We start from the raw sequence: 13,573 nt of genomic DNA on the forward strand, positions 1-13,573 counted from the left end.
TTTCCTTTTTACACATTAAATTAAAGCGCTTAGATAGCTTGCAAGCCATAAGTACAAATCTTATCAATCAATTCTCTATGTTCTGGTAACCCCTCAAACATTTGGCGCTTCACATTAGACATGTTACTCATATAAGCATTCAAATTAGCTTTTGCGACTAAACCTCTATCATGCGGTTGAGTCGGATATTTCATCCCATAAAGAACATATAAGTAATTATCTAAGTTAAACACCTCAAACTTTGAGGGGAAATCCTCTGCAATAGGGCTAAATGACTTCCACATGTTAAGCCGCTCTTTTAACGGCTCAGGAATTGTCTCTTCACGCTGATTATCAAGCCAAAATGCCGAGTCATTTCTATCTGACAAACAATAATGCAATTTGGCAAATTCGACGACCCTTTCCCATGCGTGGTTAACAGTGCGATTAAAACGCATTGATAAGTAATCCACCTCATCTTTATTAGCAGGGAAACGTTCAGCAAGAAATCGAGCAGAAAAGTCCGTTAATAAAATTGAAGTCGCTTCTATGGGTTCTAAAAAGCCCTGTGCCAGCCCTAATGCAACGCAGTTTTTGACCCAAAATTGTTGACGATAGCCTACCGTCATAGGGATTTTGCGATGGGGAATATCGGCAAGTTTACCACCAAGATAACGGTCAAACTTTTGTTCAGCTTCAGTTTGATTCATATGCGCTGATGAATATACAAATCCTGTACCGCGGCGCTGGGTAAGCGCAATATCCCAAATCCACCCGGCTTGATGTGCTGTTGCTTTAGTATAAGGAGGAATAACATCAGCAGGCTGAGTCGGAATTTGCGCAACTAATGCCGTATCAATAAAAAGTTGCTGCGCTTTACTGATAAATGGCACTTTTAATGCCTTAGCTAACAAAATAGATTCAAAGCCACTGCAATCAATATAGAAATCAAAAGATAGATTCCCCTGCTCAGTCTGCAATGACTCGATAGCGCCATCTACACCTAAGCACACGTCGTGTACCGTCGTTAAAATATGCTCTACATTAAATTTCTCAATGGCATTTTTAGCGAGTAATTTGGCAAACTTTGCTGCATTGAGGTGATAGGCATAGCCTAAAACACCAGCATATTCTGGCGTAGTAATGAGCTTTGGTGCTTTAGCCGCTTCGCAAGCTAAATGCTGTGGGGAAACAAAATCGGCAAAATATCCGCTTTGTTCGGCCAACCACGTCGATACAGCGTCACCTTGGTGTAAATTAATGATATCGAATAGATGATGATAAAAATTATGCTTACCGTGACGCGATTTATCTAACCAGTTCACAAATTTAATAGACTGTTTAAACGTGACATCGCATGTTCGAATAAATTCTGACTCACTAATACCAAAACTCTGTAATGATTTTCTAATCGAAGGCACTGTACCTTCCCCGACACCAATAATAGGAATATCAGGAGATTCAATCACTGAAATAGATAACCCAGAACGCCCCTTCAATGCTCGGCCTAAGTGGTTCGCCGCTAACCAACCTGAAGTACCGCCACCTATAATAGCTATTTTTCTGATTGTCATCACGAGCCTCTAAATTGGAGAAACCTAAGTTTATTATTAAATTTATTGATAATAAAAAGCCTAGCGAATGCTAGGCTTTTTCGTGATTAAATTGAATTAGAAGCGTAACGCTACACCAAGCTTGTAGCGAGCTTCACCATCGAAGCTCCATACTGGGTAGTTATCTTTAAATTCACTAATAACACCTTCTGCATCAACAGGTGAAACACCTTTCTGAATACTGTCTTCTTCAAGTAAGTTAACGACTTCAAATGTTACAGATAGATAATCTGTCACATTATAGTTAGCACTTAAATCTACTGTGCCATAAGCTTGATGCTCGCGGTTACCGTAGAAACCTGGTAATTCACGCATCATATACTCTGAACGCCAGTTATATGCTATACGAGCAGAGAAATCATCCATCTCGTAGTAACCGACTAAGTTTACAGTGTGCTTAGATGAGTCTGAGAACACTCCTACACGATCAGCATAATTTTCAGCAGGTGAGGTTGCATCGGCAAAGGTGTAGTTAGCGGAGTAACCAAAACCGTTATCGAATGAATCTAGTAATTGCAGTTCAATACCATCGATTGAACCACCTGTAGCATTATAGTTTTCACTCACTGTCCAACAGTCATATATACCTGCACCACAGGAGCTACCACCTTGACTCACTAAGTTTGGATCTTCAATACCAATTTGTTGATTTAATTTTTCACGGGTTGAAATAAATGAACTAACATCTTTAATAAAGTAAGTTGCTGCAAATAAACCTTCGCCGCTGAAATACCACTCTAAGCTTAAATCTGCTTGAGAGGCTTTAAATGGCAACAGATTCACACTCCCAGTTACTTTCTTTTCGTTACCTGGAGTACCGTCGTTAAAACCAGGTAATTTAGAAGTCGCAAAAAGATCTGCGTAGTTAGGGCGAGACATAACTTGTGCTGCTGATGCTCTTAAAATTAAATCGCTTGCTAAATCAAATGCAATGTTTACGCTTGGTAAAACATCATTATAGCTTGCCTTATCTGTACTTAAATCATCGGCATAAGTACCTTTTGTGCTGAATGCGTAATAATCCGATTCAACATCGGTAGAGATATATCTTAAACCGAAATTACCCCGTACACCTTCACCAGCAAATGTGGCCATAGTGTATAGAGCTAAGTTTTTCTCTTGAAGCGTACCGTAACCAGATTTGTCTAAAGTAAAGCCATCAATGGCGGCGTAAGCATCTCTGATCATATTGTCAAAGATAGGCTTAGGTAAGGTAAAACCTGCACCTGATGATATAGTTCCTGAGTAATATTCAGAGGCGTCTTTTGCAGTAATATTTGATGATTGCGCAGCTTCAGTCGTTTGAGTTACGTCATGATCAGCATAACTAATACCTGATTTAATTGAGGTAATAACACCAAACTCAACTGGAACGGTTATATCAAAGGTCGCAAATGACTCTTCATCAGTATTAGGTTGTTTTTTCAATGCCCAACCCGCAGTTTCCAACTTGCCATTGAAATCACTGGCATCGAAAGCATTATTAGCGATGTCAATTTTGATAACATCACCAGTTGCATCGTAAATACCCGCAAAATCAGCCGCTTTACCAATAGACTGACCATAGTTGGATGTCAAATCGGTACCACCCTCAGCTTTAGTCTTACCGATACGGCCTTCTAACTTATAGGCATCAGCTTGATATGCAAAATCGAGGTCCACTGTATCAGAGGACATGCTTGCCTTACGAGCCCAAGTTTGTGCCCATGCAAAACCACCTTTATCGGTATGCTCAACTAAAGTACAAACACCTGCGGCATTTTTCTTAAGACACTTGTTTTCACCCTGTTGGGTCGGGAATAAGAAAATTGACGTATTGGCATTGTTTGCATCAAGCTGCAAACTCATAACATTTAGACCGAACTCAAGGCTATCAGTTGGTCTGTATTGGAAAGCAGCATTAACAGCAGTGCGTTCACGGTCTTGTTGGAAAGTTGTAGGAACAATTTCCCCCCAACCAAGTAACGACTCAATACCATTACGTTGGTATTCAGTTTTATCTAATGAACCAGCAACTAAAAAGCCAAATTTTTCGTCTTCCGTTTTCCAGCTATATAAACCTGAAGTCTGCGGATCTGTCGCTTCAGAAACAGTACCGTAATCACCTTTCGCACTTAAAAATACAGAATTAGCTTCTAAATCAAGCGGCTTACGAGTCTTAACTAACACTGTGCCGCCAATACCGCCCTCTGCAACATCAGCCTGAGAAGATTTCTTGACCTCTATACCACCAACTAATTCGGGAGGAAGTAAGCTGTAATTAAAACTGCGATCAATGGCTTGTTGATCAAACCATCCTGTTGAGGCGACAGAATGCCCATTTAATAATGTGCTAGTAAGTTGGCTAGAAGCACCTCGAATAGAAACTTGTTGACCTTGGCCAAACTGACGGTTTACCGCAACACCAGGAATACGGCCTAAAGACTCCCCCACGTCACCGTCAGGAAATTTACCAATATCTTCAGCGGTCACAGCATCAACAACAGCGTCAGAAAAACGTTTGTCGTTAACAGAAGCTTTCATTGAAGCTCTCATACCACGCACTTCAATTTTTTCAATATTTTCAGGAGCGGCAGCAGTTGCAGCTGCTTCTGCAGCGACAGCACTGATTGAAACCGCGCTGCCGAGGAGGATAGCAATGTTTGTAGCTAGTACACTTTTCTTAAAGGATGATGGTCGCATCTCGTTTCCCTTCCATAACTTTATTATCGTTTTAGTATTCATAACCATTCCGATGGAATGACAACGCTGTCATGTCTAGAGCAAACATTACACAATAATTAACAGCCTTGCCACAACAAAATAACTCTGGACGAAAAAAAATGTCATAACACTGACTTTGGCAGGATAGAATCTGAATATATTTAAGCAAAAATAATCACTTAAATAATTTGATGTAAAATTACAACTTATAACCGAGTGTTAACAGTTGAAAAATGCCGCAGTTTGTAACAAATGAGCATTGCTATACGGCATAAATGCTCGCACTATAAGCAACATAATAAAAAGTTAACTGACAACGCTGTCGGCTTGTAAATTACGCTTAAAGGATTGAGGTTCATCAATCTGCTAGCCCTTCGCAAATTCGAATAAAGAGTTTTTAGATCAATGAAAGTCACTATCAACGACGTCGCTAAATATGCTGGAGTGTCAATCAAGACAGTTTCCCGCGTAACCAATAATGAGCCATCGGTGAAACAAGCCACGATTGATAAAGTGAACGAGGCCATTAAAGCATTAAATTATCAGCCCAATCTTGCCGCAAGAAATCTGGCAGGGACAAAATCCTATGCTATTGGTTTTATTTATGATAATCCTAACGCGTATTACATTATTGATATGCAAAATGGGATTTTATCGGCATGTAAAGATAAAGGCTACGAGCTTGTTATCCACCCTTGTAATGCTAAATCTGACACAATTTGTGATGAGCTGACTCAGCTTGTTAAACATTCGAGGCTTGCAGGTTTAGTGTTAACACCGCCACTTTCAGAAGATCCAAAAGTACTGAAATCTCTCAACGAGATCGATGCAAATTATGTCCGCATTATTGCAGGGGAAGGAGTTAAAGAGCCAGATGGGCTCACCATTTTAGTGAATGACAAGTCGGGGGCGGTTGAAATAACCCAGCATTTGATTGATTTGGGCCATAAAAATATCGCTTTTATAAGTGGTGATTTGCACCACGAATCCACTAAAGAACGATTACTTGGCTATAAACAAGCATTAACAAAAAACCATCTAATTCTGAATGAGGATTACATAATTGAAGGGAAATACTCATTTGAATCGGGGGTCGAAGGCGCAAATATCCTGATTAAACTTAAAAATCGTCCTACTGCGATTGTTGCTTGTAACGACGAAATTGCAGCAGGAGCACTTTTTGCCGCACGTTTAGCAGGGCTTGATATTCCTGGTGACTTGTCGATTGTAGGATTCGAAGATAGCCCATTTTCACGCCAAACTTGGCCGAAGCTTACCACTGTTCATCAACCCAATTCTGAAATTGCCCAAGTTGCGACAGAACTGTTAATCGATAAACGTCGTGAGCTAGATGCTAAATTTGCAAAAACATTTACCCCAGAGCCAGTTATCCGCGATTCTTCTGCCTCACCTAAACACTAGGATATATTGATGTTTTAGACTTATATTCGTAGTGTGAGATGCAAAAGTGGCGCATTGTCGTCGTAGTACGTAAACGGATTCTCTAGTAGCAGTAATATCAAATCCAATATCGAAAAATGCCATACTAAAAACACGAGAGAGCATAGCTCACTCGTGTTTATACCATTAGTGTAATTTCAGCTTTGGTCTTTGCCACTTGAGTAGCTTTTGTGCGATGCGATAAATAATCGCAGAGAACCAGCCATATAGGCTTGCTAAATGCCTTTGATATAAAGAGATGTACATCAGCCTTGCGATATGGCCTTCAACGAAGAAAGTGCCAGAGCGTAGATTCCCCATTAAATTACCCACGGCCGAAAAGCGGCTTAATGAAACTAAGGAACCATAATCTTTATAGACAAAAGCCTTTTCAGCCTTATTTTGTAGCCGGTTCACAATATTCTCATATAGCGTATCTGCCATCTGAGCAGCGGCTTGAGCGCGTGGCGGAACAGGTTGACCAGACTCGAGAATTAATAGGGCGCAATCCCCAATGGCATAAATATCTTGATGGCCTTTCACCCGCATACAGGCATCAACTTCGACTTGGTTTCGCGGCGTAATAGGCAGTTTAGAAAAATTTCGGAAGGCTTTTGGACCTTTAACGCCAGCCGCCCAAACCTTTAGGCCTGCCTCAATCACATCACCATCTTGAGTGATGAAGCCGTCACGCGTCACTTCCTTTACCTGCACCCCGATGTGTAAACGAATACCGATTTTATCAAGTACGGCTTGGGCTCTAGCACTTACACGCTCTGGTAGTTGGGGAAGAATTTTGGGAGAGGCTTCAATAAGATGCACATCAAGATGATGTTTTGAGATATTAAGGTAACCATATTCTTTAACTGATTCAATCACATGATGAAGTTCAGCGGCTAACTCAACGCCTGTTGCGCCTGCGCCAACAATGCCTATACTGACTTTCTCTTGTGTTTCATTGAGTTGTAACAAGGCATCCAAGAGCTTTTGATGAAATAAGTTAGCGTTATCTAAACTATCGAGAAAAATACAATGTTGCTCCGCTCCTAGGGTATTAAAGCTATTGGATACTCCACCTAAGGCCAGAACTAAATAATCATATTCAATCTGACGAGGTTCAAGCAATAATTCTCCTGAATCACTATATACAGCAGCAAGCTGAATAGTCTTTGCATCTGGTTCACACTGCTCAATTTCACCACGAATATAACGATATCCATTTTTAAGGCCATGATCTCTGTAAAGTAATCCCTCAATCGACTGATCGATAACCCCCACAGCAACTTCGTGTAATTTTGGCTTCCAGATATGAATAGGGCTTTTATCAATTAAGCAGACATCGACGACATCACCACCGCCCAACTTACGGCCTAATTTTGAGGCCAGCGCTAAACCTGCAGCTCCACCGCCCACAATCACGATTCGTTTCGTAGCCAAAATAACAACCTCACAAGCTCATTTAAGTGGCTAAGTTATACCATGGAACAGATAAGAGATAACTACTTTAGTCTAACTAAGCAGACCATTTTACATTAAAGATATTTCAGAAATCGAACGACTTAATGAGCTACGTGATAAAATTTAGGCAACAAAAAAGGGCCCTCAGGCCCTAATTTTAAAAGAATAGATTTAAACCGCTTCTTCGTTTTCTTCCCCAGTTCGAATCCGGATAACCCGCTCAACATCTGTCACAAATATTTTGCCATCACCAATCTTACCAGTACGTGCAGTTTCAACAATCACATCTATAGCTTGATCAACGAGATCATCTTGGATCACAAGCTCAATTTTTACTTTTGGCAAAAAATCAACCATATACTCAGCACCACGATAAAGCTCCGTATGTCCTTTCTGACGACCGAAACCTTTGACTTCGAGCACAGTCATTCCCGTGATCCCAATCTCAGCAAGTGACTCGCGCACATCATCTAATTTAAAAGGCTTAATAATGGCTTCAACTTTCTTCATCAAACATTCCTCAGCACTTGCTTACAGATAATCAAACAGAATAACACTAGCTTACACGTGGTTAAGGCATTATTGAAGCATTGGCATCGCTTTACTCATAAAACACAGTTTCTATAAAACGGTTCTTAGCACATAAAAATCTAAAAATTACATCGCAGATCCTAGCCTGACAGTTATACTTGGAGTTAGCTGTTGATGTTTAAACCCCTGCTGGACGCGGGACACTTATGACAAAGGAACTGTTATGAAAACCCATCAAAATGGTTTTAGCCTGATAGAACTATTCACCACTTTATCCATATCAACACTTCTCCTTACGATTGGGGCTCCATCGTATACTGACATAACTGACCATTTTAGAGCAGATTCGAATATAAAAACTGTTCAACAAACATTCGCATTTGCACGTAACACCGCAATAAACTACGGATATAGGGTAACTGCTTGTCCTCTCGTTAATGGACACTGCACTGATAACTGGCAGCAAGGTATCTCAGTTTTTACTGACTCAGGTGCAGCTGAAACACTTGATTTAAATGATAAAGTGATAATGACTATTGATGAGTTCGATAGCAAAGATTTTATAAAGTACAACCGTAGCTCTGTAAGATTTCAGCCAGATGGGCTTGCATCAGGCAGTAACGGAACCTTTAAATATTGCCCACGAACAATAGATAACAAAAATTCTAAAGCAATAGTGGTCAATCAAGCGGGACGAGTTCGCTTATCTACCGCAAAAAATATTGACTGTAAATAAATGCATATTGATAAATATGCTAGTACACGACCCATTGAATGCAGCTAAGTTGTTAATGCACTGCCACAGTATTGAGATGCAGAGCATCAGCTTTCTCTATACTGAATATAAATTACTCGTACATAACTAAAACCATTTAAACCTTGTGTATTGGCTGTGCTAATTATAAACGACACTGTAAAACAACTTATTGGTTATATTGAATATCTTAGATAGTTACTGATCTTGTAGGCTCTCTCGCATATACTTAACCGAGTTAACGCGAGGATTATTCAATGTTTACTCTCTCAAAAGGTTTTACTTTAGTTGAACTAATGGTCACCATCGCAATTGCGGCTTTACTTCTTTCTATTGGCGTCCCCTCTTTTACAGCAATGTATGAAGCGACTCGTAGCGCAAATGAAATACAAAAAATTAATGACCTTTTTGCCTTTGCGCGAAATCAAGCGGTGAATTACGGTTCTACAGTCACAGTATGCCCCTATGCAGCCTCCCCCTGTGGTAATGACTGGAGTAAGGGGTTTAGTGTGTATATTGAAAAAAATGGTTCAAAAAAAGTCCTAAAGGTAATAGATGGATTTAACTCTAAAGATACGATTTCACTAACTGGCCCGACAGATAAAACCGTGAACTTTACTTCTGATGGCCTAGTATCTACTGAAACATCTATTATATATTGCCCAAGTGGAGAAAGTGATGGTTCTAAAAGCATAAAAATTAGTACATCAGGATTAATTAAAGAGGGAAGTGATAACCAAAGTTGCTTATAACTGACTGAGCATCCACTTACAAATTATCACTATATTAAATTTCAAAAATGCCAAATCAAATGAAACGATTTGGCATTTTTAATACTGAGTTTAAAAACATCGTTTTGGCGCTAAGTTTTTATTAAGCTTAAAATGAATCACTAAAAGTGTTTATCTAGGTGTCAACTTATCCAATTCTTGAGCCTTAAGGCTGTTGAAAGAAGCATTAAGTTCAACGCATTCTTCAACTGCATTGATGTATGACTTTTTACCATCATTTGAGTGATGACGAAGAGTGCCTACAAGGCTAGCCATTCGTAACGGCATTTCACTCATCTTCCAACGATAAAAAGCAATTTCAGCATTATTATTAAACGTTACATAACATTTGAAATCCTGTTCGACTTGAGGATTTCCAGTAACAGCCCAAACTTTGCTCGATATCAACACCAAAATCGTGGAGAGAATGACTCGTTTCATTTCCAACACTCCGCACTTGGACCTTTAGCCCCTGTATCTGTTAAGGTCAAAGGAGCACAGGAAGAATCACGACTTGCCTGTATCCCTTGAGCGACTGCTTTTAGCGTAAATGATGTTGTACCACTTGATGTCACAGAATAATTACCATGTTCAGTAATATAGGGATCTGCGCCTATCAGCTTAGTTAAATCAGTAGCATACTTACGATTATCTAAGTAATACTGTTCTTGTAAATTAGCTAATCTCATCAACGCCGACAATCCTTCAGCTCTCGTACTTTGCGCAACGTATCGAGTATAAGAAGGATATGCAATTGCCGATAAAATGCCAATAATGACAACAACAATCATCACTTCAATTAATGTAAATCCTTTATCTTTAATCTTCATATTTACTTATTCATTTATATGGTAATAAATTTTATTGGTATTTAAACCACCACCCAATCCAATGGTTCCTTTGCATTCGCCATTCTCACACTCCCCTTTTCCTACACCAATAATATACGCTTCAGCTTTTTCTCCATCTTTAGGCTTAGGAATAACTATTTGGGGAGTATCAGGTACCCGCTCACCTACCTCGTAATAAACTTGGCTATAAGAACGAGTCCCCTTATGCAAATCGAACACGTACAACCTACCTTGCCCTGAAAAACCACACACACCTGAATCCAAATCAACTGATTGATTAGTTGGCGGTACAAAAGAGGTAAAATAGACTTTACCATTAAAAATTAGTGATGCTGATAAACTCTTTTCTCCAATAGCTGTAAAGCTGTACTGCCAGCCTTTCATTTTTCCAAATGCAATATCACCATCTTTATCACTAGGAGCTGAATTGGTGACATCATAAAGATCCATAGAAGTCAATGTTACAGGCTTTGTAGTAAAATTTTGCGTTACAACGTTACGGTCTTGGAATACATAAAATTTATCTTTAATACTTAAGCCTAGTGGGTTATCACGATTACCCGAACCAATCGTCACAGCATCATAAGGAATTTTTTGATAACTTAAAGTTGCGCCATCTGAATGCACATTATTAAATTCAGTCTGAGCAACCACTGGACCCGCAAAAAACATACGATTATCCGGTGCAGGCCCGGCAATGGATGCGAACTTAAATACTGTCCACTTATCCTTGTCTGTGCCAAATAAATCCATACGCCAAACATTGCCTGAAATATCACTAGAGTATATGCGGTCAGTATTACCATCATTATCACTATCGAGTATAGCAACTTTAGCAACAACACTCCCCATACCTGTATCGGTAAATTTTGTGATAAGCGTGCCATCCTTTGCATTTACGATATAAACCGCTTGTCCAGAACCTTGAGCCGATGCCATACCTCCACCAAAAATTAATACAGGATCACTAATTCCTTTTAAAAATGTAACAACAGGCTCTGACCAAGTTTGGCCCAAATCTTCAAAGCCAGTTGAATCAGAATTAATCATCCATTTAAATGTTGGTGAATCTGGTTTTGAAATATCTAAAGCATAATAAGATGTACCACCACTACGCATACCTAAGTAAAGCCAAGCATCTTTTACTTTGCCCGTACTATCTGTTTTTGTGTAAGCCACTGGGGATAAATCCATCCCATAAACAGAATGCACACCCGTTGCAGGATTATTTCTTAGTTTAGGAATATTGCCCCAAAGCTCATTAGGGATAAATGCCCAGGATTCAGAAACTGAACCCACAGAATAATCTGCACTACCCAAATCGGAGTCCTTAAACATATGCACTAAACCTTGGTTAGTACTAAGAATAATCCTCACATCCATAGTGGTAGCAGATCCAAAATTAATTGCTAAAGGTTTAGAGTGCAGAGGATCGCCCATCATATCCTCCCTAGGATCTGAAGTGCTATCGTCATTATCATCATCATCGACATCCACACCATACAACCAATCCAAATCAGTTTGTGAATAGCTAGAAACGAAGGAAGACGTTGCCAAATTCACTAGATTGGTACCGCTATTAGTATAAATTTTGCGATTTTTAAGCTGGCTTCTTAATGTCGGTAATACCCCACCAGACAGCACCTTATTTCCATCGTTTACACCGGAACAAGCATTCCAATAGGTACATGTATCAATAGAAATGTTACCATTTGTATCAATAGCATTAGCGCTACCGCCAGGACCGACAATCTCCCCTGCTGAGTTCACCTTTAGCTTTTTAAGGTTACCACTCCAACGCGGACCATTTCCAGGCAGAAACATAGCATAATATGCGGCATTATAGGTTTGAGTTTTATCAAAATTATTACTGGCAATACTTGGAGATGTAAACGTAGAGTCAATCGTTAAAATTGATTTTAACGCATCGTCCAAAGCCGTTACTAAATCAAGACCATTTTTTGCGACATAGTATCCTTTAGAAATACCATCACTATTGCGCGGATTTCCACCTCTAAAAGCTGTTTCTTCCAATAAATCTGCTGCCGCATCAGCACCGTCCGAAAAACCAATAGTAAAAATACGAATATTTTGTTTGTTATCAACTCCCATAGAATCTTTATTTCCGATAACTACATCATTGTTGTACATATAGGCAGCTAAAGCCGGCATGTAACTAGTATCATTTTCATTCTGAGGATTTTTAAAGTTAAATATAGTATAATCAGCATCTTTATTTTTAGCTGTCGAAGTTAAATTTTTAATTAGTAAATCAGCTGACTTATCAACTGTTGGTGCACCATCAGTAATATAAATAACATAAGCTGTATCAGGACATTTTTTAAAAGGAGTTGAATAATTTCCTGTCATTAGAATGCTTGGCGGGGTATTTTTTTTATAATTTAAAGACTTATAATCAGTATCTTTATTTCCAAAGGTTACTGGACCACCACTAAAGTACATGTAAGCCTCATAAAGAGTTTCACATAATGGCGTATTTGTTTGCGCCGGCATACCTTTGATTAAATTGGTTAAACTTGTTTTATTCACTGAATTCATTTCAGCCAAGTCATAAACAACTCGGCCACCATCAGCATTAGATTCATCAGGAAAATTAAGATTAAATACAGCCAGACTAGCATCAATTGGTACAGCAAGTGAGTCTAAAGCAGAAATTAATGCTTTCTTGGCAACATCAAGACGAGTACCAACACCACCACTCTCTTGTCCTTCTTTAGTTGTCGTAACCCATTTGTGCCAGACTAGATAATGAGCAGTATAAAGCGTCACTGGTTGCCCTGAGCCAAACTGAGTGTTTTTTAAACTATTTAAGCGGTCGGTTTCGGTAGCGCTGGTTGTATACATCGATTTATTGTTTATGGGATAACCATTTGCAAAAGAGTTACCTTTCAATTTACCCGGATTAACAGGATCAGCATTTAAAATATCTTCATAGCAATCAACAATATCATTTTGATTAAAACCATTATTATCAGCAAGATTATTCCATGTATTTCTGTTGCTACTAAACTCTCTTAAATAACCAGTATAACGTCCTTTAGAAACTAAAGCCTTTGCAGCTGTATTGCAGTTATTATTATCTTTATAAAATCGTCTCCCATCATTAGGCTTATCGGGAGTAGGCATATTACTAGTATTATCAATTCCCCCTGCATTCCAGTAGGTTCCCTTGTCGTTAATATAACCTGAGTAATTCTCCAAAAAAGTTCCAAATCCATCAGGATAAGTACAAACTCCTGCATTTTTATCTGCCTCAGAGCAATAAGAAGTTACAGCATTTTCTTCCACGGTGGACATACTGCCAGAATTATCAAAAATAAAGAGTACCTGCGGGCGTTTGCCTGTTCTAACTGTTGAATCCACCAAATAGAGTTCAGTATCATCAGCAAACGTCAAGCCTGCTGAAAAAGTGATAACTATAAATATTCCAATGAGCAATTTGTTTAACATGAT

Annotated in this window: 10 protein-coding genes; 3 read left to right on the forward strand and 7 right to left on the reverse strand. The window is 39.1% G+C overall.

Annotation, left to right across the window (positions count from 1 at the left end):
- Window positions 1-29: 29 nt before the first annotated feature.
- Both IEY09_RS02985 and IEY09_RS02990 read right to left on the reverse strand, forming a co-directional pair.
- A complete protein-coding gene (locus tag IEY09_RS02985) occupies window positions 30-1,553 on the reverse strand; it encodes a tryptophan halogenase family protein (protein WP_188869785.1) in 1,524 nt (507 codons plus the stop codon).
- Between the two features lie 96 nt (window positions 1,554-1,649).
- Complete coding sequence (locus IEY09_RS02990) at window positions 1,650-4,274, reverse strand: TonB-dependent receptor (RefSeq protein WP_037421023.1); 2,625 nt, start codon at window positions 4,272-4,274, stop codon at window positions 1,650-1,652.
- 426 nt (window positions 4,275-4,700) lie between these two features.
- Between IEY09_RS02990 and IEY09_RS02995 the strand changes: the two genes are divergently transcribed.
- Window positions 4,701-5,717 carry a LacI family DNA-binding transcriptional regulator gene (locus IEY09_RS02995; protein ID WP_037421020.1) on the forward strand — a complete coding sequence of 339 codons (1,017 nt, stop codon included), beginning with the start codon at window positions 4,701-4,703 and terminating at the stop codon, window positions 5,715-5,717.
- 165 nt (window positions 5,718-5,882) lie between these two features.
- Here IEY09_RS02995 and IEY09_RS03000 read toward each other — a convergent pair whose 3' ends face one another.
- Together IEY09_RS03000 and glnB are read right to left on the reverse strand one after the other, a co-directional pair.
- Window positions 5,883-7,172, reverse strand: a complete 1,290-nt coding sequence (locus IEY09_RS03000) for an NAD(P)/FAD-dependent oxidoreductase (RefSeq protein ID WP_037421015.1) — start codon at window positions 7,170-7,172, stop codon at window positions 5,883-5,885.
- A gap of 192 nt (window positions 7,173-7,364) precedes the next feature.
- Window positions 7,365-7,703 carry a nitrogen regulatory protein P-II gene (glnB, locus tag IEY09_RS03005; RefSeq protein WP_011073353.1) on the reverse strand — a complete coding sequence of 113 codons (339 nt, stop codon included), beginning with the start codon at window positions 7,701-7,703 and terminating at the stop codon, window positions 7,365-7,367.
- Between the two features lie 244 nt (window positions 7,704-7,947).
- Between glnB and IEY09_RS03010 the strand changes: the two genes are divergently transcribed.
- Window positions 7,948-8,460: a GspH/FimT family pseudopilin gene (locus tag IEY09_RS03010; RefSeq protein ID WP_055648541.1), complete on the forward strand. Its 513-nt coding sequence runs from the start codon at window positions 7,948-7,950 to the stop codon at window positions 8,458-8,460.
- 275 nt (window positions 8,461-8,735) lie between these two features.
- Window positions 8,736-9,230 carry a GspH/FimT family pseudopilin gene (locus IEY09_RS03015; RefSeq protein ID WP_055648542.1) on the forward strand — a complete coding sequence of 165 codons (495 nt, stop codon included), beginning with the start codon at window positions 8,736-8,738 and terminating at the stop codon, window positions 9,228-9,230.
- 150 nt (window positions 9,231-9,380) lie between these two features.
- On the opposite strand, the gene IEY09_RS03020 is transcribed toward IEY09_RS03015, so the two are convergent.
- From IEY09_RS03020 to IEY09_RS03030, 3 genes are read right to left on the reverse strand one after another with little or no spacing between them, the layout of a single operon-like run.
- Complete coding sequence (locus IEY09_RS03020; protein ID WP_037429632.1) at window positions 9,381-9,689, reverse strand: TapY2 family type IVa secretion system protein; 309 nt, start codon at window positions 9,687-9,689, stop codon at window positions 9,381-9,383.
- Window positions 9,686-10,078, reverse strand: a complete 393-nt coding sequence (locus IEY09_RS03025; protein WP_037429631.1) for a type IV pilin protein — start codon at window positions 10,076-10,078, stop codon at window positions 9,686-9,688. The genes IEY09_RS03020 and IEY09_RS03025 overlap by 4 nt, the downstream gene beginning before the upstream one ends.
- Before the next feature lie 6 nt (window positions 10,079-10,084).
- Window positions 10,085-13,570: a pilus assembly protein gene (locus tag IEY09_RS03030; protein ID WP_037429629.1), complete on the reverse strand. Its 3,486-nt coding sequence runs from the start codon at window positions 13,568-13,570 to the stop codon at window positions 10,085-10,087.
- Window positions 13,571-13,573: the final 3 nt, after the last annotated feature.

Origin of the sequence: Shewanella xiamenensis, assembly GCF_014647135.1 — a bacterium.
GTDB classification, from domain to species: domain Bacteria; phylum Pseudomonadota; class Gammaproteobacteria; order Enterobacterales; family Shewanellaceae; genus Shewanella; species Shewanella xiamenensis.

What these genes read in the sequence shown, in the direction of transcription:
- IEY09_RS02985 (WP_188869785.1), bottom strand. Translation starts at nt 1,553, where the DNA reads ATGACAATCAGAAAAATAGCTATTATAGGTGGCGGTACTTCAGGTTGG.
- IEY09_RS02990 (WP_037421023.1), bottom strand. Translation starts at nt 4,274, where the DNA reads ATGCGACCATCATCCTTTAAGAAAAGTGTACTAGCTACAAACATTGCT.
- IEY09_RS02995 (WP_037421020.1), top strand. Translation starts at nt 4,701, where the DNA reads ATGAAAGTCACTATCAACGACGTCGCTAAATATGCTGGAGTGTCAATC.
- glnB (WP_011073353.1), bottom strand. Translation starts at nt 7,703, where the DNA reads ATGAAGAAAGTTGAAGCCATTATTAAGCCTTTTAAATTAGATGATGTG.
- IEY09_RS03010 (WP_055648541.1), top strand. Translation starts at nt 7,948, where the DNA reads ATGAAAACCCATCAAAATGGTTTTAGCCTGATAGAACTATTCACCACT.
- IEY09_RS03015 (WP_055648542.1), top strand. Translation starts at nt 8,736, where the DNA reads ATGTTTACTCTCTCAAAAGGTTTTACTTTAGTTGAACTAATGGTCACC.
- IEY09_RS03020 (WP_037429632.1), bottom strand. Translation starts at nt 9,689, where the DNA reads ATGAAACGAGTCATTCTCTCCACGATTTTGGTGTTGATATCGAGCAAA.
- IEY09_RS03025 (WP_037429631.1), bottom strand. Translation starts at nt 10,078, where the DNA reads ATGAAGATTAAAGATAAAGGATTTACATTAATTGAAGTGATGATTGTT.
- IEY09_RS03030 (WP_037429629.1), bottom strand. Translation starts at nt 13,570, where the DNA reads ATGTTAAACAAATTGCTCATTGGAATATTTATAGTTATCACTTTTTCA.